Source organism: Bradyrhizobium sp. HKCCYLRH3061, assembly GCF_051168015.1.
In the GTDB taxonomy this organism is placed as follows: domain Bacteria; phylum Pseudomonadota; class Alphaproteobacteria; order Rhizobiales; family Xanthobacteraceae; genus Bradyrhizobium.
Map to the genome: position 1 here is coordinate 64340 of NZ_JBNPUE010000009.1, position 18429 is coordinate 82768.

The window sequence follows — 18429 nt, forward strand, 5'->3', positions numbered from 1 at the left end:
GGATGTGGTGATGGCGACGCCGGCCGCAAGGCGCGTGCCGTCGTCGCCAAGGCCTCAGCCGCGCATCGTCGCGGCGATCGCGTTCATCGCCTTGGCGAGCTCGATGTCGCGCAGGGTCACGCCGCCGGCGTCATGGGTCGTGAGGACCACCTCGACGGTGCGGTAGACGTTGCGCCACTCGGGATGATGGTCAGCCTTTTCGGCGACCAGGGCGACGCGGGTCATGAAGCCGAAGGCTTCGTTGAAGTCTGTGAATGTGAACGTGCGGGCGATGGCCTCACGGCCCACCGCCTCGGACCAGCCGGGAAGCTCCCGCAAGGCAGTGGCGCGTGCCTCCGCCGACAATCGTTGCGGCATCTCGATCTCCTCTCGTGGTGCAATCGGCCGGACACGTGGCAACATCCGGGCGATTGCGGGGTCTACCTCCAGCCGGATCGCGCCGGGGTCCGCCCGATCAGAGCCTTGTCACAGGCCGTTGCCGGAGGGGCTCGGACCTGTCCCGATCCCCCGGTGGCTGGTGCGATGGTAACCATGACGCAGATGTCACCCCGGGCGGACAAGAAATTTGCTACAGTTCAGCTTTATCGAGGGACGACGTGGCCAGACGAAGCCGCCTGTGGCATCGCCCGGGCCCAGGACCACCGGAGGACAGAATCTGGTAGATGCTCAGACCACGCCAGCGCAGCGCTCACGGATGCGCCCTGCCGTGTTCATCGTCATCGCCGGGATCCTTGCGGTCGTCGGCGCTTTGACGGGTGCCTACTATTTTGCGATGCGTCCCGTGGTGCTCAAGATCGCGGTCGGTCCGCCCAACAGCGACGACCTGAAGGTCGTCCAGGCCCTGACCCAGGCCTTTTCCCAGTCGCACGCCTCCGTCAGGCTGCGGCCGGTTCCGACCGAGGGCGCCGCCGAGAGCGCGCAGGCGCTGGCCGCCGCCAAGGTGGATCTTGCGATCGTGCGGGGTGACCTCGAGGTCCCAAAGAACGCACAGGCGGTGGCGACGCTGCGCAAGAACGTCGTCATCCTCTGGGTGCCCTCGTCCGGCAAGGGCAAGAGCCGCAAAGGTGGCGCCAAGATCACGAAGATCTCGCAGCTCGCGGGCCACAAAGTCGGCATCATCGGCCGGACGCCGGCGAACGCGAACCTGCTGAAGGTCATCCTGCGCCAATATGGCGTCGACCCCAGCAAGGTCGAGATCGTCCAATTCCCGATCACCGAGGCCGCCGAAGCGGTCCGAAGCCAGAGGGCCGATGTCTATCTGGCGGCCGGTCCCATCAACAGCAAGATCACGGCGGATGCGATCGCCGCCGCCACCAAGGAAAGCGGGCCTCCGACGTTCCTGGCCATCGATTCCGCCGCAGCCATCGCACAGAACCATCCCGAATACGAGGCCACCGAGATTCCGGCCGGCGCGTTCGGCGGGGCGCCCGATCGCCCCGAAGATGAAGTGAAGACGATCAGCTTCAATCACCACATCGTGGCACGCAAGGGCCTCACCGACTCGACGGTCTCGACGTTCACGCATCAGCTGTTCTCGGTGCGCCAGCAATTGCTGTCGGAATTTCCGCTTGCCGCCAAGATCGAGACGCCGGACACCGACAAGGACGCGGCGATCCCCGCTCATCCCGGCGCGGCGGCGTTCGTCGACGGCGAGGAGAAGACCTTCCTCGACCGCTACAGCGACTACATCTGGTGGAGCCTGATGGCGCTTTCGGCGATGGGGTCGGCCGGTGCGTGGTTCGCCGGCTATCTCAAGCGCGACGAACGCACCATCAACACCTCGCTGCGCGATCGTCTGCTGGAGATGATCACCATCGCGCGCAGGAGCGATTCGACCGAGGAGCTCGACCAATTGCAGAGCGAGGCCGACGAGATCCTGCGCAACACGCTGACCTTCTTCGAGGACGGTGCGATCGAGCACGCTGCGTTGACCGCGTTCAACATCGCGCTCGAGCAGTTCCACAACGCGGTGGCCGATCGCAAGCTCATCCTGATGAGCATGCCCGCCAATCTGCAGCGAACCGGCGCGCAGTTGCGTGCCGCCGGCACCTGAGGTCGGACCACGCTTGCGCTGCGGCCGTGTCACGCGGCGGCCGGGGCGCGATTGTAATTCCAGCGTCATCAATCTTTCCTAGGTCTGCCGGGCCGTGGCTCGCGCCTGCTCCCGCGCGCGATCCGACCAGGAGATCCGCATGACGCTTCGCATTCCTCGACCGCACACAGCCCTGTCCCGCCGCCGCTTCCTGTCGACGGCCGCCGCAGCCGGCGTCACGACGCTGGCGATGCCCTATCTAAGCCGCGCCGCCGACCGGCCGCAGATCACGCATGGCGTGCAGTCCGGCGACGTCGGCATGGATGGCGGCGTGGTCTGGGCGCGTGCCGATCGGCCGTCGCAGATGCTGGTCGAGGTGGCGACCACCGAATCGTTCAAGGACGCGCGGGCGCTGCCACCGATCGCCGCGCTTCCGGAGAGCGACTTCACGGCCAAGATGCTGATCGAAGGCCTGCCGAGCGGCCAGGACATCTTCTACCGCGTCAAGTTCCGCGACCTGTCGCATACCGCGGTCGAAAGCGAGGCCGTGGCCGGCCGCTTCCGCACCGCGCCCGGCAACAAGCGCGACGTCTCGTTCGTCTGGGGCGGGGATGTGGCGGGGCAGGGCTGGGGCATCAATCCCGATGATGGCGGCATGTTCACCTTTGCGACGATGAAGAAGCACCGCCCGGACTTCTTCCTGCATTCCGGCGACACCATCTATGCCGACGGCCCGATCAAGTCCGAGGTAAAGCTGCCGGACAACAAGGTGTGGAAGAACCTCACCGTGGAAGAGAAGGCCAAGGTTGCCGAGACGCTCGATGAATTCCGGGCCGCCCACAAGTACAATTTCCTCGACGAGAACGTTCGCGCCTTCAATGCCGAGGTGCCGATCTTCGTGCAGTGGGACGATCATGAGGTCACCAACAACTGGTCGGCCTCCAAGGAGCTGCCGGCGAGCTACAAGGAGCGCAACATCCAGCTGCTCGCGGCCCGCGCCGCGCGCGCCTTCCACGAGATGTATCCGATGCGCGAGAGCATCATCGAGCCGGGCCGCGTCTATCGCACCATCAACTATGGCCCGCATCTCGACGTATTCGTGCTCGACGAGCGCAGCTACCGCGGCGCCAACGGTCCCAATCTCGAGGACAAATATGGTCCGGCGTCCTACTTCATCGGGCCGGAGCAGATGCGCTGGCTGAAGCAGGCGCTGCTCAATTCGCGCGCGACCTGGAAGGTGATCGCCTCCGACATGCCGCTCAGCATCATCGTCTATGACGACGCGGCCAACAAGAAGGGCTCGGAAGCCATCGCCCAGGGCGACGGTCCGGCGCGCGGCCGCGAGCTCGAGATTGCCGAGATCCTGCGCTTCATCAAGACGGCGCCGATCCAGAACACGGTATGGCTGACGGCGGACGTGCACTACGCGGCCGCGCATTATTACGATCCGAACAAGGCGCAGTTTCAGGACTTCGAGCCGTTCTGGGAGTTCGTCTCCGGTCCGCTACATGCCGGCACGTTCGGTCCGAACGAGCTCGACAACACCTTCGGCCCCGAGGTGCGTTTCATCAAGGCGCCCGGCCTCGACAAGCAGAACCTGCCGCCGTCGGCCGGCATGCAGTTCTTCGGCCACGTCAAGATCGAGGGCGCCACGGGCCAGATGACCGTGACCCTGCGGGATCGCGCCGACGTCGCGCTCTGGTCGACCACGCTCGATCCGAAGCTTGGCTGAGGTGTCGTCGGTCGGCGGCAACACGATCGCGGGCTGCGACGGCGACTAGTCGCGTCGCCGCAGCACCGCCTCGAGCGCCTCGGTCGGACACGGCTTCGGTAGACGCGGCCGGTCGGCGAATGCGGCCGGCACGCGGTCGGCGCCATAACCCGTCGAGAACGCGAAGGGAATGCTGAGCGCCGCCAAGCGCTCGGCAATCGCAAAGCTCTTTTCGCGCACCAGGCCGACATCGAGCAGGGCGAATTGCGGGGCTCGCTCCGCGATCATCGCAAGCGCGGTTGCGACATCGGCCGCGACCCTGATGTCGGGAACGCCGAGGTCGGTGATCGTGTCTTCCAGTCCGAGCGCAATGATGGGATCGTCTTCGACGATCAGCACATGCTGATAGAACTCGGGCACGCCTGATTGCGAGCTGGTCATGGGATCTGCGGGTTCCAGGAGGAGGGATGGACCCCGCGGCCGGCGCCTCCTCTTGAGCGCGCTGGCGGGTTCCTGGAACCAAGGCAGCATATCAGAGTTCCTGTGTCGGTGCACTTGTGAACACAAGGAGCACGGATCACGCACATGCGTTGCGCAGGGGGATGACGATGCTGAGCCAGGGTGTGACCACGCTGAGCCGGGAACGGCCCTACAACAACCTGCTGCGGCGGCTCAGTCCGGCCGACTACGCGCTGATCTCGCCGCATCTGGTCGAGGACACGGCAACGCCGAACGAGCTGCTCTACAGTCCGGGCGACGACGTGCAGATCGTGCATTTTCCCTGCGGGCCGGCGCTGGCGTCGTATCTCGTTCCCAATGAGGATGGCCGCGACGTCGAGACCATCCTGGTCGGCCGCGAGGGCGCCGTCGGCGGGATCGTCAGCGAGGGCTTCCTGCCGGCCTATACGCGCATCGTCGTCAAGTTCGGCGGCCCGTTTGCACGGCTGCCGCTGTCCCGCCTGGCGGCGGCCAAGCTGCAATCCAAGACGCTGCGCAACGTGTTCGCGCGCTACGCCGATTGCATGCTGGCGCAGATGTTCCAGTCGACCGCCTGCAATGCGATCCATTCGATCGAGCAGCGCACGGCGAAGTGGATCGTGGCGGCGATGGACCGCACCGATGGCGAGCCGATCGTGCCGCTGACGCACGAGCAACTGGCGACGCTGCTGGGCGTCGGCCGCAGCTACGTCAGTCGGGTTGTCCAGACCTTCAGGGCCGAGGGCATTCTCGAAACCCGGCGCGGCGCCTTCATGGTGCGGGACTTCGACGCGCTCAAGAGCCGCTCCTGCCTGTGCAATGAGGCGGTGAAGACCCATTTCGAGGAGGTCCTGCGCGGCGTCTATCCGACCGAGCAGGCCGCAGCGGGCTGAGCCCGCAGGTGCCATTGACTGTCCCCGCACAGGCACCGGCCGACCGCCTCGGCCGTCGCTGGCCGTCGTGGCGAGTGGTTGATCTCGTCTACTCCCGCCGCCCGGAAGCGCGGCCATGGCCGCGTTAGCCAGTCCCTCGGAAACCGCTCCTCGTTCCTGAAAGCAGTCATTGTTTTTTGGCATTTTCTGCCTATATTGCGCCGCAACGCGCGAGGTCTGCCCGGTCGATTGGCCGGGCTTCCTATTTGGGGCTGCCTGCCCCTGCCGCCGAACGAGTTTCGCGAGCGCGCGTCGCAAAGCTAACAGCTTGATTCGACTATCATAAAGCGCGCGCCCCGCCGGGGACAGAGCACGGGCTCTTGAGAAAGCTTAGAAGACACCGACCATGAACCTCCGTAACATCGCTATCATCGCCCACGTTGACCACGGCAAGACGACCCTGGTCGACAAGCTGCTGCAGCAGTCCGGTACCTATCGCGAAAACCAGCGTCAGGTTGAGCGCGCGATGGATTCCAACGACCTGGAGCGCGAGCGCGGCATCACCATTCTGGCCAAATGCACCTCGGTGCAGTGGAAAGACACCCAGATCAACATCGTCGACACGCCCGGCCACGCCGATTTCGGCGGCGAGGTCGAGCGCATCCTGTCGATGGTCGACGGCGTGATCGTGCTGGTCGATGCCGCCGAAGGCCCGATGCCGCAGACCAAGTTCGTGGTCGGCAAGGCGCTCAAGCTCGGCCTGAAGCCGATCGTCGCCATCAACAAGGTCGATCGGCCCGACGCGCGCATCACCGAAGTCGTCAACGAGGTGTTCGACCTGTTCGCCGCCCTCGACGCGACCGACGAGCAGCTCGATTTTCCGATCCTCTACGGGTCGGGCAAGAACGGCTGGATGGGCACCTCGCCCGACGCCTCCCACGATGACGGCATGCAGCCGCTGTTCGATCTCGTCATCAAGCATGTGGCGCCGCCGGTGGTCGAGGAAGGCCCGTTCCGGCTGCTCGGCACCATTCTCGAGGCCAACCCCTATCTCGGCCGCATCATCACCGGGCGCATCGCCTCCGGCACCGTGAAGCCGAACCAGGCGGTCAAGGTGCTGTCGCGTGAAGGCAAGCTGATCGAAACCGGCCGCATCACCAAGATCCTGGCGTTCCGGGGTCTGGAGCGCCAGCCGGTTGACTTCGCCGAGGCCGGCGACATCGTCGCCATCGCGGGCCTGACCAAGGGCACCGTGGCCGATACGTTCTGCGATCCGGCCGTCGAGAGCCCGCTGCAGGCGCAGCCGATCGATCCGCCGACCGTGTCGATGTCGTTCATCGTCAACAATTCGCCGCTCGCCGGCACCGAAGGCGACAAGGTCACCAGCCGCCTGATCCGCGACCGCCTGCTGCGTGAGGCCGAGGGCAACGTTGCGCTGCGCGTGGTCGAGTCCCAGGACAAGGACGCGATGGAAGTGTCCGGCCGCGGCGAATTGCAGCTCGCGATCCTGATCGAGACCATGCGCCGCGAGGGCTTCGAGCTCTCCGTGTCGCGTCCGCGCGTCGTGTTCGAGAAGGACCCGACCACCGGCCAAACGCTGGAGCCGATCGAGGAAGTCGTGATCGACGTCGACGAGGAGCATTCCGGCGTCGTCGTGCAGAAGATGAGCGAGCGCAAGGCCGAGCTGATCGAGATGCGGCCGTCCGGCGGCAACCGCCTGCGGCTGGTGTTCTACGCGCCGACCCGCGGCCTGATCGGCTACCAGGGCGAGCTGATGACCGACACCAAGGGCACGGCGATCATGAACCGCCTGTTCCACAACTACCTGCCCTACAAGGGCGCGATCCAGGGCCGCCGCAACGGCGTGCTGATCTCCAACGATCAGGGCGAGGCCGTGGCCTACGCCATGTTCAAGCTGGAGGACCGCGGCCCGATGATGATCGAGCCCGGCTGGAAGGTCTACAAGGGCATGATCGTCGGCGAGCACACCCGCGACAACGATCTCGAGATCAACGTCCTCAAGGGCAAGCAGCTCACCAACATCCGCACCACCTCGAAGGACGAGGCCGTCCGCCTGACCCCGCCGATCCGGATGACCCTGGAAAAGGCGCTGGCCTATATCGAGGACGACGAGCTGGTGGAGATCACGCCGAAGTCGATCCGCTTGCGCAAGAAGCACCTCGATCCGAACGAGCGCAAGCGCGCCGAGAAGCAGAAGGAAGCGGTGGCATAAGATTTGCGAATGGCGAGTAGCGAATAGCGAGTAGGGTATTCCGATGTTGCCGCAGCATCCGCGTCCCTATTCGCCACTCCCTATTCGCTATTCGCCCTGCTCATGAGCAGTCTTCCAACCTCCACCGACATCGCCATCATCGGGGCCGGCGCGGCCGGACTCGGCGCCGCACACGCGCTGAAGAACGCTGGCGTCTCCTTCATCGTGCTGGAGGCGCGCAACCGCATCGGCGGCCGCGCTCACACCATCACGGCGTCGCCCGAGGTGACGTTCGATCTCGGCTGCGGCTGGCTGCATTCGGCCGACCGCAATTCCTTCGTCGCCATCGCCGAGCAGCTTTCCTTCGCCATCGACAAGTCGCGCCCGCCGTGGCGCGACCAGGCCTATGAGGCGGCCTTCCCCCGCGCGGAGCGCGAGGAGTTCGTTCGCGCGCTGGAAGCGTTCTTCACGCGTACCGCTGAGGCAGCCGAGGGCGGCCGCGATGCGCCTGCGAGCATCTGCCTCGAGCCCGGCAATCGCTGGAACGGCATGATCGATGCGATCTGCACCTATCTCAACGGTTGCGAGCTCGAGCAGATGTCACTGCTCGACTTCGAGGCCTATGAGGACACCGAGCTGAACTGGCGGATCCGCCGCGGCTATGGCGCGCTGGTTGCCGCCTATGGTGCCGGCCTGCCAATCGCGCTGAACTGCAACGTCACGCGGATCGATCACAGCGACAAGCGGATCCGTCTGGCGACATCACAGGGCACCCTGACCGCCGACAAGGTGATCGTCACCGTGCCGAGCAATCTCATCGCGGAACAGGCGATCCGCTTTACGCCCGCGTTGCCGGCCAAGGTCGAAGCCGCCGCCGGCCTGCCGCTCGGCCTCGACAACAAGGTGACGCTGGCGCTCGACGGCTGGGAGCACCTGCCAAAAGATTCCGGGATGCGCGGCCGCAGCAGCACCGCACGCGTCGGCAGTTTTCAGCTCCGCCCGTTCGGCCAGCCCTGCATCGAAGGCTTCTACGGCGGCAGCTTCGCGCGCGACATCGAAGCGGCCGGCGAGGGCGCGCTCGCGGCCCAGGCGATCGATGACGTCGTCGCGCTGCTCGGCGGCGACATCCGCAAAAATCTCAAGCCGCTCGCGGAGTCCCGCTGGGGCGCCGACCCGTTCGCCCGTGGCGCCTATTCGCATGCGCTGCCGGGCCATGCCGACAAGCGCGCGGTACTCGCCGCGCCGGTCGATGACCGCCTGTTCTTCGCCGGGGAAGCGACTCCGTCGGACTTCTTCTCCACCGCCCATGGCGCGCGAGACTCGGGCGAGCGGGCGGCGCGGGAAGCGCTGGCATCGTTACGCAAGCACTAGTCGTTCCTTCATCATTGCGAGCGCGAAGCAATCCAGGGTCACGCGGGTGATCGCAGCTCCGGATCGCTTCGCAGCGCTCGCAATGACGGAATTCGTTGATTCGCTTCTCTCTGTGATTGTCGCGCTTCAGCCGTCACCGATGAGTCTGGACGGCCGCGGTCTCCCCTACGATTCGCAGGAACTCCCGCGCAGCCCCGGTCTGATGGTGCTCCTTGTGGCGCAGGCTGTAGAAGCGGCGCTTGGGCAGCTCGATATTGGCAACAGCCAGCAGGCCCGCCTTGACCGCGCGCATCACGACGAGGCGCGACAGCACCGTGACGCCGGCGCCGGCTTCGACGGCGCCACGCACGGCTTCGTTGGACGGCAGATCGAACGCCACGTCGAGCCCGGCTGGATCAATCCCGAACCCGCCGAGCGCTGATTCGAGAACGGCGCGCGTGCCGGAGCCCTGCTCGCGCAGCACCCAGCGTGCCGTCGTCAGGTCTCTGGGTGCGACAGACGTGCCGCGGCACAACGGATGATCGATCGGCCCGACCAGCACCATCTCGTCCTCGGCGACCGGCTGGGCCGCGAGCGCGGGATCGTCGACGTCGCCCTCGACGAAGCCGAGATCGGCGGAGCCTTCGCGCACCCGGTCCGCCACCTGCTCGGTATTGCCGATCGACAGTTGCAGCTTGATGGCGGGATGCGCCGCCTTGAAACGGTGAATGAAGGCCGGCAGCCAATAGCCGGCGATGGTCTGGCTCGCGGCCAGCGCCAGCTGCCCCCGCTTCAGGCCGGCGAGATCGTTCAGCACGGTCTCGGCGGCGGCCGCCCGCGCCAGCACCGCCTTCGCTTCGACGAGAAATGCCTTCCCGGTCGCCGTGAGCACGATGCGGCGTCCGACACGATCGAACAGCTTGGTCTCGTAGCGCGCTTCGAGTGCGGCCACGGCCGCCGATGTCGCCGACTGGGTCAAATTGAGGTCGCGGGCCGCCTGAGTAACGTGCTCGCGGATCGCGACCGCAACGAAAATCCTGAGCTGTTCGAGCGTCACATGCGTCCTACGTGGTCAGCTTCACCAGGGCCAGGCTGAAGCCTGCGATGAACAGGAAGGCGAGCAGGCCCAGCGCCAGCGGCCGCAGGCCCTTTGCCTTGAGCTTGGCGAAATCGGTTTCCAGTCCCATCGCGGCCAGCGCCATCGACAGCAGGAACGTGGTCGCCGTCACGATCACCGTCTTCATCTCGGCCGGAATGCTGATGAGGCTGTTGAGGCCGACCAGCGCGATGAAGCCGAACACGAACCAGGGCAGCGGCGGCTGCGCATTGCCCCGGGTCTCGCCGCCATGGCGCGCACGCCGCGTTGCCAGCAGGCCGAGCGTGAGCACGACCGGCGCCAGCAGCATCACGCGGGCCAGCTTGGCGATGGTGCCGAACTCGCCGGCCTGCTGGCCCTGCTGAAAGGCGGCCGCGACCACCTGGGCGATCTCGTGAATGGAGGCACCGCTCCACAGGCCGAAGGCGTGCGCGTTGAGATGCAGCAGCGCGGGAAGCAGCGGATAGATGAACATGGCGATCGAGCCGAATACCGTGACGCAGGCCACCGCATAGGCGACGTCCTCGTCATGGGCGCGCGTGACCGTGTTGGTCGCGATCACGGCGGAGGCACCACAGATCGAGGTCCCCGCGGCGATCAGCTCCGCCAGCTTGCGGTCGACGCCGAGCAGCCGCCCCATCCACACCGTGAACAGGAAGGTGCCGGTGAGGCTCAGCGCGATCACGGCGAGACCACGCGCGCCGACCTCGACGATCTGGGCCGCGGTCAGTTGCAGGCCGAGCAGGATGATCGCCAGCCGCAGGACGCGGCGCATCGAAAAGGCGACGCCGGGCTTTGCCCGCGCCGGCGTGCCGACGACATTGTGCAGCGCCATCCCTGCCACGATCGCCAGGATCATCGGGCTGAACAGGCCGAGGCCCGGCAGCAGGCGCAGCCCGAAGGCACCGGCCGCGAGCGCGGCGGACAGCGCGAGCCCGGGCAGCAGGGCCGATGCCGCCGGCGCGTGGGCAGGTCGATGATGAACGGCAATGGGCGCATCGGCGATCAGATCGTGCGAGGGGGCAGCCATGGAAATCTCTCCCAAACCAAGTGTGGGGAGGAGAATTTCATGCTGTGATCAATCGATCCAACAGATTATATTGCACGTATCATTCGTTTCAATCAATTAATTGGCGGCTCGCTGCCGCATCTCGCCGCCGGCCCGATCACGACTCCAGCACCCGATTGCGCAGCTCGGCGTCCGGCACGAAGCAGGCTTCGTATCTGCCGAAGATGTGGTAGCGGTTACGTGCGACCGCGCTGTAGACTGCATCGCGCAGCGGCTTCGGAATGGCGAGCAGCGCGCGCGTCCAGCCCCAGCCCGGCAGGTTCGACAACACCGTCAGCGCGGCATCGGATTTCAGATGCGCCGTGCCGCCATGCACGACCGCGTTGGTGTCGGGGTCCCTGGGATCGATGCCGAAGGCCTGCGCCAGCCGGGTGCCGTAAGGCGACTGGATCGGTGTGAACCGGAAGCGCTTGGCGGTGTCGCGCGCGATCACGAACTGCACCCAGCGGGAGCAGAACACACACACTCCGTCGTAGAGGATCACGTCGTCGTCGGGCCAGTGGGTCATCAGCGATTGTCCATCATGAGCAGCGCGACCAGCATCAGCACGATCGCCGGTCCCGTCTTCACCAATGCGCCGAGCGGTTCGAGCCAGAGATCAGGCGTCAGCACCGCGCAGCCGAGCATGTAGCCGAGCGAGACGAAGATGCCGGCAGCGAGGCCGAAAGCCGCCGTTTTGCGGAACGCGATCAACACGCCGACCGAGATATCCATCATGCTGGTGATCGCCGCGAACGGCACCGCGAAGCCCTCCGGCCAGCCGCGCGTGGTCAGGATCGCGGTGGTCGCGGGAAACGAGATGAACAGCGCGATGCTGCCCGAAGCGACCCAGAACAGCAGGAGGCTCGCGATCACCAGCGCCTTGATCAGAAACAGCCGCGCGAACCATTTGTCCTGAATCGTGGCGCCGTGTGCTGCGACGGCGCGGTCCAGCGTCGTGGGTGTGATGCGGGTTGCCGCGATCCATGGCGCGGGATCGCCTTGCACGCCGCGGCGAAGCTCGGCGATCGCGGTGGTGCGCATCGGCGGCATCCAGCCGAGCCTGCTGCAGAGGTCACCGGCGAAAGCGCCAAGATCGATCAGGGTCGTGGGCACGGCAACGCGTGGCCAATCCATTGTGCCCAGACTGCGCCGAAACGCGCCGATGACGTCGCCGAGCGTCACCGCCTCGGGTTGCATCAGGTCCCAGCTCACCGCGCGCGTCGCCTCGTCATCGATCGGCCGCATCGCGAGCCAGGCGATGGTCGTGGCGATGTCCGCCACCGCCACCGGCTGGAACGGCGTCGCCGCATCCTTCGCCGGCAGGTCGACGGGGAGCGCCGCCAGCGCGCGGACCATCGCGCTGCCGCCATAGGCCGACGGCGCGATCACGAAGCCCGGGCGCAGGATGGCGTGGGCAACGCCTGAGGATGCGATCAGCCGCTCCGCCTCGCGCTTCGTGGTGGCGAAGGCGGTGTGATCCTCAGCCGTCATGCCGGGGATCGAGATGTGGATGAAGCGCACGCGACGGCCGCAGGCCGGGATCGCGGCGAGCAGGCGCGCGACGAAGTCACGATGCACGGCAGCGGTATCGCTGCCCGGACCATCCTGCAGCACGCCGAGGCAATTGACGACGACGTCGATCTCGTGCGCGCGCATCAGACCCGCGAGGGCGCTGGCATCCATCGCCATGATCGGCAGCTCGATATCGAGCGGCGACCCACGTTGGGAGGCGGAGAAGGCGCGCGCGACGCCGATCGTCACACAGCCCCGCCGACGCAGATCATCGGTCACGAAACGCCCGATCAGCCCGGAGGCGCCGAGCACGAGGAAGCGCGGATTGTTGGACGCGATCATGCCAATTCCGTCAGTACGGCTTCGCAATCATCAGCCACAGAATGGCCATGACCGACCCGAAGCCGGGGATGCCGCACAGAAACCAGCGGCGGAACACGGTGTGATAGCGCGGCGGCAGCTTCTCGGACCGGATGTCGGCAGCGCGCGCGAGGTCACGCAGCTCGACCTGCATGAAGATCACCGGCACCCAGAACAGCCCGGCTATGGCATAGAGCGCGAGCGAGATCAGCAGCCAACGTTCGCTCAGCGCCGTCGCCGACAGCCACATCAGCGTGCCGCCGGTGATCGGCTGCAGCAGCACGGCCGACAGCGTGAACAGCATGTCGGCGATCACCACGACGCCGGCGGTGCGCGCGATGAACGCGGCCTCGCCGCTGCGATGCGCCATCAGCATGAAGAACGCGATCCCCGTGCCGGTGCCGAGAATGACGATGGCGCCGAGCACGTGCAGATATTTGACCAGGAAATACAGCGTCATCGTGTCCTGCTAGTTCGGCGGCATCGGATGCGTCGACCGACGAGTCGTTGTCAGCGCCTTCAACAACAAATTCGCCGCCAGTGCCACGCCGTCGTCGTGCTCGATCATCCAATGCCCCTCCGCGCCGGAAGCTGGCAACAGCTTGAAGCCCGCCCGGCCTCCGGCCGAATTGAAGGCCTCCGCGAGCCGACGCGAAAGCGCTGGTGGAAAGTAGCTGTCATTGGTCGCAACCAGCCACGTGACCGGAGCACGCGCGCCGAGTCCGAACACGCGGGCCGTATCGAGCAGGCGCGCCTCTGCACAGACGCGCCCTGGCACGTCGTCGGCATGGCCGCCACGGCCGGGTGCGAACACGATGATTGCCGAGACGATCTGCGGCGGCTGATCGGCGAGTGCCAGTGCGCCCCAGCCGCCGGCCGAATGGCCGATGACGACGGCGCCGCCCTTCGCCGCGAACGGCTGTTCGCGCATGTAGGCGAGCGCGCGCGAAATCTGCGCCGCCGTCGCGCGTCCTGCCTTCTCGTAGTCCGCGTCGGCGCAGCCGCCCTGGTCTTCGACATAGGGACCGCCAGTGCGGCCGTGCCCGAGCCGCTCCGGGACCAGCACGGCATAGCCCCGGCCGACCAGGAGACGCGCCAGCGCCGTGTAGGTGGGCTGCGGCAGCTGTGCCCGCCACAGCGGATTCTGCGTCGAGGCATGCGCGATCACCGCCAGCGGAAACGGTCCATCGCCAGCAGGCCGATAGAGGATCGCATGCGCGGGAATTTCTGGCTCGATCGACGGAATCAGCCATTGCTGCCGGCGCGCCGGCTCGGTTTCGGGCGACGCGGGACCGAACGGCTGTGCCGTTGCGCCGGCTGCTACTGACAGGACGACCAGCGCGAGCAACCATGAGACGCAGCGAAGCAGCACCATTCAGCCGAACGGGAAGATGTTGAGCCCGCGCCACACTAGCCGAGGCCGCGGCCTGTCGGATGCGATTTCTCGTTCGCCGTATGAACGCGCGGTAACAGAGCACCGCCGGCCCTCAATAATGTTGCGAAATTGTTCCTTTTCGGCACAGCTTTCCGCCACGGTGATGCCGAAAGTCCACAGGTTAACCGATCTTTAACGTGGCACCTTGAAGGCGGACCGCCGACTTGCTTTGATCTACTCATGAGCACAACCCTGATCGAAGTCCGTCCGGCCAAGGCTGCAGATGCGGCTGCGGTGGCGTCAGCCCATGATGAAGCCTGGCGTTCCGCCTACCAGGGGATCATCCCTGGCGCAGAGCTGGAGAAGCTGATCAACCGGCGCGGCCCCCAATGGTGGGACAGCGCGATCCGCAAAGGCAGCCGCGTCAGCGTGCTGGTGTTCAACGACAAGGTCGCAGGCTACGCGAATTACGGCCGCAATCGCGCCCGCAGCCTGCATTTTGACGGCGAAGTCTACGAGCTTTATCTGCGACCGGAATTTCAGGGGCTGGGGTTCGGTCGCCGGCTCTTTCAGTCCGCCAAGCGCGACCTCGCGCAGAGCGGCCTGAAGAGCATGGTGGTGTGGGCGTTGTCCGACAACGATCCCGCCACCGAGTTCTACCGCGCCTTGGGCGGCCGGATGGTCGCGCGGTCGTCGGAGCGCTTCGGGCCGAAGTCGCTCGACAAGGTTGCCTTTGCCTGGACCAACTGAGCCTGGACCGGCTGTGCTCTGGGCGCGTTAAGCGTTAACGCGCCGGTGAATTGAACTGAAAGTGTTGGCTTGAGGTAGCTGTTGCGCAGCCGCGTTTTTTTTGCGACTGCGAATGCCAGCGCTCATTCCTCGGGCGTCCGACCCTGAAACGTTCAAGTTCTACGGAGCATCCATGCGCATCGACGCCATCCCGATCGGGAAAGATCCGCCGCGCGAGGTCAACGTCGTCATCGAAGTGCCGGTCGGCGGCGAGCCGATCAAGTACGAGCTCGACAAGGAAGCCGGCACGCTGTTCGTCGACCGCTTCCTCTATACGGCGATGCGCTATCCCGGCAATTACGGCTTTATCCCGCACACGCTGTCCAATGACGGCGATCCCTGCGACGTGCTGGTCGCCAACACCCGCGCGATCGTGCCGGGCGCGGTGATGAGCGTGCGTCCGGTCGGCGTGCTGCTGATGGAGGACGAGGCCGGCGGCGACGAGAAGATCATCGCGGTGCCGTCCTCGAAGCTGACCCAGCGTTACGACAAGGTCCGCACCTACAGCGACCTGCCGGACATCACGCTGCAGCAGATCCAGCACTTCTACGAGCACTACAAGGATCTCGAGCCCGGCAAATGGGTGAAGGTGCTGCGCTGGGGCAATGCCGACGACGCCCACCAGCTGATCGCCGAGGGCATCGCGCGCGCCAAGGCGGCGAAGAAGTAAAACGATTGACGTCATCCCGGGGCAGCCGCGCAGCGGCTGAACCCGGAATCTCGAGATTCTCAGGTGCGCAACTGCGCACCTCAGCTCGATGCTGCGCATCGCCCCGGAATGACGGTGAGCTCAGACCGCCGGCTTCGGCAGCCCGGCAATGGCGCAGGCGGCGCGCAGCGTGTTCACCAGCAGGCAGGCCACGGTCATCTGGCCGACGCCGCCCGGCACCGGCGTGATCGCGCCGGCGACCTCCGACACCTCTGCATAGGCGACATCGCCGACCAGCCGCGTCTTGCCCTCGGCCGTCGGGATGCGGTTGATGCCGACGTCGATCACGGTCGCGCCCGGCTTGATCCAGTCGCGCTTCACCATCTCCGGGCGGCCGACGGCGGCGTAGACCAGATCGGCGCGCGCGGTCAGCGCCGGCAGGTCGCGCGAACGGGAATGCGCGATGGTCACCGTGGCGTTCTCGTTGAGCAGCAACTGCACCAGCGGACGGCCGACCAGGTTGGAGCGGCCGATCACGATCGCGTTCAGGCCCTCCAGCGAGGCGTGAATGGTCTTGCTGAGGATGATGCAGCCGAGCGGCGTGCATGGCGCCAGCGCCGGCTGCCCGCCGGCGAGGCGGCCGGCATTGTGCGGATGCAGCCCGTCGACGTCCTTCGCCGGATCGATCGCATTGATCACGACCTCGGTCTCCAGCCCCTTCGGCAGCGGCAGCTGCACCAGGATGCCGTGCACGGCGGGATCGCGGTTGAGCTTGCCGATCAAGGCCAGCAGCGCGTCCTGCGACACGTCGGCCGGCAGTCTGTGCTCGAACGAGGCCATGCCGGCCGCCTGGGTCTGGGTGTGCTTGCTGCGGACATAGACCTCGGACGCCGGGTCGTTGCCGACCAGCACCACGGCCAGCCCTGGCGTCAGGCCATGTTCGCGCTTGACCCGCTCGACCTCACGGGCGACTTGCGCGCGCAGATCCGCCGCAATCACTTTTCCATCGATGATGCGCGCCGTCATGTCTGCTCTCTGCCTCGTCGTTCGCCGCTGGTCGCACGAGCGCGGCCCGCTCTAGGATTTCCCGGTCGGCTTATGGGCTGCAATGAGGTCGCGCAAGGCCTGATCGAGCTTGGCGGGATCGCCATCGATGGCAACCTGCTTCAGCCGCGAGGTGGTGCCCGAGGTGATTCGCACCGAGGCCTTGGTGACGCCGATCGCCTTGGCGAGCAGCTCGGTCACCGCGCGATTCGCCTCGCCGCCATCGGCGATGGCCCGGACGCGGACCTTGAGCACGCTGCGGCCGTCGGACAGCGTTTCGACGCCGTCAATCGCGTCGCGGCCGCCGCGCGGCGTGACGCGCAGCGCGACGGTGAGACCGTCAGCGGCGGCGCGCCAGGGAGGCGAGTCCATTCCTTGAGCCTACGGTACGAAAGGATAGACGTAGTCGGCCAGATACATCTGGAGGAGCATAAGCAAGAAGAACACGATGATCGGCGAAATATCGAGCCCCCCGAAATTCGGCAGGCGGCGTCTGATCGGGCCCAACACTGGCTCGGTGATTCGGTACAGGAATTCGGCGACACCCGCGACGAATTGATTGCGCGTGTTGACCACATTGAAGGCGATCAGCCACGACAGGATCGCCGAGGCAATCAACAGGTACATGTAAAGTGTGATGATCTGGATCAGAACGTAAATGATCGGCTTCATTCGGGGGACTTCTTGGGCCGGGGGGAGGGCTATTCGCTAGATATCGGTTCCCCCCGGCGCAAACAAGGGAAGCTGCCCGTCAAGGCTAACGGGCGATGTGACCGTTCTTGACTTGACCTCGGCACCCACTGTAAATGGCGCCCGATCTGCCGGCCGCCTTTTCCCAACATCGAAGCGGTCGTGTTACGGGGCCATAGCTCAGCTGGGAGAGCGCGTCGTTCGCAATGACGAGGTCGGCGGTTCGATCCCGCCTGGCTCCACCACGCTTCGCCCTTCGGGCTACGCGTGGCGCAGCCACGCAAGAGCCCGAAGGGCGAAGCGTGGTGCCCGGCGAAGCCACTTGGCGAAGCCGGGCTGACACCAGTCACCAGAACTGACTCACCCGAACCGTCGCCACTACTCCGCCGCCTCCGCCATCGCCGCCACCGGCTCGCGGGCCAGCCAGCCATCCAGAAAATGCGCCAGCCACGCCCGCTCGGCGGCATCGTGCACGGCGCGGCCCTCGAAATGATGGTGGCGCAGGCGGGCGCCGGGCGTGTCCAGCCGGGCATGGCCGCGGGTGGTCCAGCGGCACATCATCGCGTAGGTCACGTCGGGGTGGAACTGCAGCCCGGTGGCGTTCTGGTATTGATAGGCCTGGACCGGAAAATCGCCGCCCTCGGCGAGCAGCTCGGCGCCGTCGGGCAGGTCGAAGCCTTCGCGGTGCCAATGATAGACATGGTCGGGCCAATGCGGGCACAGCTTGCGTCCGGCCCGGGTCGGGCGAATCGGATAATAGCCGATCTCGGCGCGCCCCTGCGGATGCGGCGCCACCTCGGCGCCGAGCTGGATCGCCAGCATCTGCGCGCCCAGGCAGATCCCGAGAAACGGACGCTGCTCCCGCAGCGGCACCTCGATCCAGTCGATCTCGCGGCGGACGAAATCATCCGGATCGTTCGCGCTCATCGGACCGCCGAAAATAACGGCACCCGAATGCCCATCGAGCGTCTCCGGCAGCGGATCGCCGAACCGCGGCCGGCGGATGTCGAGCGGATAGCCGCGGGCGCGCAGCGCATTGCCGACCCGGCCGGGGCTCGAGGTTTCCTGGTGCAGGATGATGAGAACCGGCCGATGCGGCGCAGCCGCCATGGCCGGCTTCGGATGGAGCTGCCGAACGTCCGACTGGGGCCCGTTCGGATGGAACGAAGGGTCTTGCCTGAGCATCACCTGGCGATCATAGCTAAGCAA

The 18429-nt window shown here is 66.2% G+C and carries 19 protein-coding genes and 1 tRNA gene; 8 read left to right on the forward strand and 12 right to left on the reverse strand.

Going from position 1 to position 18429, the window contains the following annotated elements; genetic code table 11:
* Window positions 1-54: 54 nt before the first annotated feature.
* The gene (locus ACQR2C_RS16340; RefSeq protein ID WP_315800835.1) at window positions 55-357 is read right to left on the reverse strand and encodes a 4a-hydroxytetrahydrobiopterin dehydratase; all 303 of its coding nucleotides are present in this window, start codon (window positions 355-357) and stop codon (window positions 55-57) included.
* Between the two features lie 349 nt (window positions 358-706).
* On the opposite strand from ACQR2C_RS16340, the gene ACQR2C_RS16345 reads away from it, so the two are divergent.
* A complete protein-coding gene (locus ACQR2C_RS16345; RefSeq protein ID WP_316180179.1) occupies window positions 707-2053 on the forward strand; it encodes a TAXI family TRAP transporter solute-binding subunit in 1347 nt (448 codons plus the stop codon).
* Window positions 2054-2192: 139 nt separating this feature from the next.
* On the forward strand, window positions 2193-3764 hold the full coding sequence (locus tag ACQR2C_RS16350; protein ID WP_316180181.1) for an alkaline phosphatase D family protein: 1572 nt from the start codon (window positions 2193-2195) through the stop codon (window positions 3762-3764).
* A 45-nt stretch (window positions 3765-3809) separates the two neighbouring features.
* Here the strand turns inward: ACQR2C_RS16350 and ACQR2C_RS16355 are convergent, their stop codons facing one another.
* The gene (locus ACQR2C_RS16355; RefSeq protein WP_434881617.1) at window positions 3810-4184 is read right to left on the reverse strand and encodes a response regulator; all 375 of its coding nucleotides are present in this window, start codon (window positions 4182-4184) and stop codon (window positions 3810-3812) included.
* Between the two features lie 167 nt (window positions 4185-4351).
* Here ACQR2C_RS16355 and ACQR2C_RS16360 point away from each other — a divergent pair, with 167 nt between their 5' ends.
* From ACQR2C_RS16360 to ACQR2C_RS16370, 3 genes are all read left to right on the forward strand, one after another.
* Window positions 4352-5113 carry a Crp/Fnr family transcriptional regulator gene (locus ACQR2C_RS16360; protein ID WP_434881618.1) on the forward strand — a complete coding sequence of 254 codons (762 nt, stop codon included), beginning with the start codon at window positions 4352-4354 and terminating at the stop codon, window positions 5111-5113.
* A 385-nt stretch (window positions 5114-5498) separates the two neighbouring features.
* Window positions 5499-7325: a translational GTPase TypA gene (gene typA / locus ACQR2C_RS16365; RefSeq protein ID WP_434881619.1), complete on the forward strand. Its 1827-nt coding sequence runs from the start codon at window positions 5499-5501 to the stop codon at window positions 7323-7325.
* A 102-nt stretch (window positions 7326-7427) separates the two neighbouring features.
* A complete protein-coding gene (locus ACQR2C_RS16370) occupies window positions 7428-8675 on the forward strand; it encodes a flavin monoamine oxidase family protein (RefSeq protein WP_434881620.1) in 1248 nt (415 codons plus the stop codon).
* A 133-nt stretch (window positions 8676-8808) separates the two neighbouring features.
* Here ACQR2C_RS16370 and ACQR2C_RS16375 read toward each other — a convergent pair whose 3' ends face one another.
* From ACQR2C_RS16375 to ACQR2C_RS16400, 6 genes are all read right to left on the reverse strand, one after another.
* A complete protein-coding gene (locus ACQR2C_RS16375) occupies window positions 8809-9711 on the reverse strand; it encodes a LysR family transcriptional regulator (RefSeq protein ID WP_434881621.1) in 903 nt (300 codons plus the stop codon).
* A 7-nt stretch (window positions 9712-9718) separates the two neighbouring features.
* Window positions 9719-10780: a YeiH family protein gene (locus ACQR2C_RS16380; protein ID WP_434881622.1), complete on the reverse strand. Its 1062-nt coding sequence runs from the start codon at window positions 10778-10780 to the stop codon at window positions 9719-9721.
* Between the two features lie 136 nt (window positions 10781-10916).
* Entirely contained in the window at window positions 10917-11327 is a 411-nt protein-coding gene (locus tag ACQR2C_RS16385) for a thiol-disulfide oxidoreductase DCC family protein (protein ID WP_434881623.1), read from the reverse strand.
* Window positions 11327-12655: an SDR family oxidoreductase gene (locus tag ACQR2C_RS16390; RefSeq protein WP_434881624.1), complete on the reverse strand. Its 1329-nt coding sequence runs from the start codon at window positions 12653-12655 to the stop codon at window positions 11327-11329. The genes ACQR2C_RS16385 and ACQR2C_RS16390 overlap by 1 nt, the downstream gene beginning before the upstream one ends.
* Window positions 12656-12665: 10 nt before the next feature.
* Window positions 12666-13133, reverse strand: a complete 468-nt coding sequence (locus ACQR2C_RS16395) for a DUF2269 family protein (protein WP_434881625.1) — start codon at window positions 13131-13133, stop codon at window positions 12666-12668.
* A 9-nt stretch (window positions 13134-13142) separates the two neighbouring features.
* A complete protein-coding gene (locus tag ACQR2C_RS16400) occupies window positions 13143-14048 on the reverse strand; it encodes a dienelactone hydrolase family protein (RefSeq protein ID WP_316180190.1) in 906 nt (301 codons plus the stop codon).
* Between the two features lie 240 nt (window positions 14049-14288).
* Here ACQR2C_RS16400 and ACQR2C_RS16405 point away from each other — a divergent pair, with 240 nt between their 5' ends.
* Window positions 14289-14798: a GNAT family N-acetyltransferase gene (locus ACQR2C_RS16405; protein WP_006611902.1), complete on the forward strand. Its 510-nt coding sequence runs from the start codon at window positions 14289-14291 to the stop codon at window positions 14796-14798.
* A 172-nt stretch (window positions 14799-14970) separates the two neighbouring features.
* Complete coding sequence (ppa, locus tag ACQR2C_RS16410) at window positions 14971-15507, forward strand: inorganic diphosphatase (protein WP_011923519.1); 537 nt, start codon at window positions 14971-14973, stop codon at window positions 15505-15507.
* A 120-nt stretch (window positions 15508-15627) separates the two neighbouring features.
* On the opposite strand, the gene folD is transcribed toward ppa, so the two are convergent.
* From folD to ACQR2C_RS16425, 3 genes are read right to left on the reverse strand one after another with little or no spacing between them, the layout of a single operon-like run.
* Window positions 15628-16512, reverse strand: coding sequence for a bifunctional methylenetetrahydrofolate dehydrogenase/methenyltetrahydrofolate cyclohydrolase FolD (folD, locus tag ACQR2C_RS16415; RefSeq protein ID WP_315800821.1), 885 nt, complete (start codon window positions 16510-16512; stop codon window positions 15628-15630).
* 51 nt (window positions 16513-16563) lie between these two features.
* The gene (locus ACQR2C_RS16420; protein WP_434881626.1) at window positions 16564-16902 is read right to left on the reverse strand and encodes a DUF167 domain-containing protein; all 339 of its coding nucleotides are present in this window, start codon (window positions 16900-16902) and stop codon (window positions 16564-16566) included.
* A 9-nt stretch (window positions 16903-16911) separates the two neighbouring features.
* A complete protein-coding gene (locus ACQR2C_RS16425; protein ID WP_316180194.1) occupies window positions 16912-17202 on the reverse strand; it encodes a YggT family protein in 291 nt (96 codons plus the stop codon).
* A 187-nt stretch (window positions 17203-17389) separates the two neighbouring features.
* Between ACQR2C_RS16425 and ACQR2C_RS16430 the strand changes: the two genes are divergently transcribed.
* Window positions 17390-17465 (forward strand) — tRNA-Ala (locus tag ACQR2C_RS16430).
* A 133-nt stretch (window positions 17466-17598) separates the two neighbouring features.
* Here the strand turns inward: ACQR2C_RS16430 and ACQR2C_RS16435 are convergent.
* A complete protein-coding gene (locus ACQR2C_RS16435; RefSeq protein WP_434881627.1) occupies window positions 17599-18405 on the reverse strand; it encodes a glutamine amidotransferase in 807 nt (268 codons plus the stop codon).
* Between the last annotated feature and the right edge of the window lie 24 nt (window positions 18406-18429).

Bases quoted from the DNA above. Each gene is read 5' to 3' on its own strand.
- ACQR2C_RS16400 (WP_316180190.1), bottom strand. From the start codon at position 14,048: ATGGTGCTGCTTCGCTGCGTCTCATGGTTGCTCGCGCTGGTCGTCCTG.
- ACQR2C_RS16380 (WP_434881622.1), bottom strand. From the start codon at position 10,780: ATGGCTGCCCCCTCGCACGATCTGATCGCCGATGCGCCCATTGCCGTT.
- ACQR2C_RS16350 (WP_316180181.1), top strand. From the start codon at position 2,193: ATGACGCTTCGCATTCCTCGACCGCACACAGCCCTGTCCCGCCGCCGC.
- ACQR2C_RS16385 (WP_434881623.1), bottom strand. From the start codon at position 11,327: ATGACCCACTGGCCCGACGACGACGTGATCCTCTACGACGGAGTGTGT.
- ACQR2C_RS16390 (WP_434881624.1), bottom strand. From the start codon at position 12,655: ATGATCGCGTCCAACAATCCGCGCTTCCTCGTGCTCGGCGCCTCCGGG.
- ACQR2C_RS16435 (WP_434881627.1), bottom strand. From the start codon at position 18,405: ATGCTCAGGCAAGACCCTTCGTTCCATCCGAACGGGCCCCAGTCGGAC.
- ACQR2C_RS16395 (WP_434881625.1), bottom strand. From the start codon at position 13,133: ATGACGCTGTATTTCCTGGTCAAATATCTGCACGTGCTCGGCGCCATC.
- ACQR2C_RS16405 (WP_006611902.1), top strand. From the start codon at position 14,289: ATGAGCACAACCCTGATCGAAGTCCGTCCGGCCAAGGCTGCAGATGCG.
- ACQR2C_RS16425 (WP_316180194.1), bottom strand. From the start codon at position 17,202: ATGAAGCCGATCATTTACGTTCTGATCCAGATCATCACACTTTACATG.
- typA (WP_434881619.1), top strand. From the start codon at position 5,499: ATGAACCTCCGTAACATCGCTATCATCGCCCACGTTGACCACGGCAAG.
- ACQR2C_RS16340 (WP_315800835.1), bottom strand. From the start codon at position 357: ATGCCGCAACGATTGTCGGCGGAGGCACGCGCCACTGCCTTGCGGGAG.
- ACQR2C_RS16370 (WP_434881620.1), top strand. From the start codon at position 7,428: ATGAGCAGTCTTCCAACCTCCACCGACATCGCCATCATCGGGGCCGGC.
- ACQR2C_RS16360 (WP_434881618.1), top strand. From the start codon at position 4,352: ATGCTGAGCCAGGGTGTGACCACGCTGAGCCGGGAACGGCCCTACAAC.
- ppa (WP_011923519.1), top strand. From the start codon at position 14,971: ATGCGCATCGACGCCATCCCGATCGGGAAAGATCCGCCGCGCGAGGTC.
- ACQR2C_RS16355 (WP_434881617.1), bottom strand. From the start codon at position 4,184: ATGACCAGCTCGCAATCAGGCGTGCCCGAGTTCTATCAGCATGTGCTG.
- ACQR2C_RS16420 (WP_434881626.1), bottom strand. From the start codon at position 16,902: ATGGACTCGCCTCCCTGGCGCGCCGCCGCTGACGGTCTCACCGTCGCG.
- folD (WP_315800821.1), bottom strand. From the start codon at position 16,512: ATGACGGCGCGCATCATCGATGGAAAAGTGATTGCGGCGGATCTGCGC.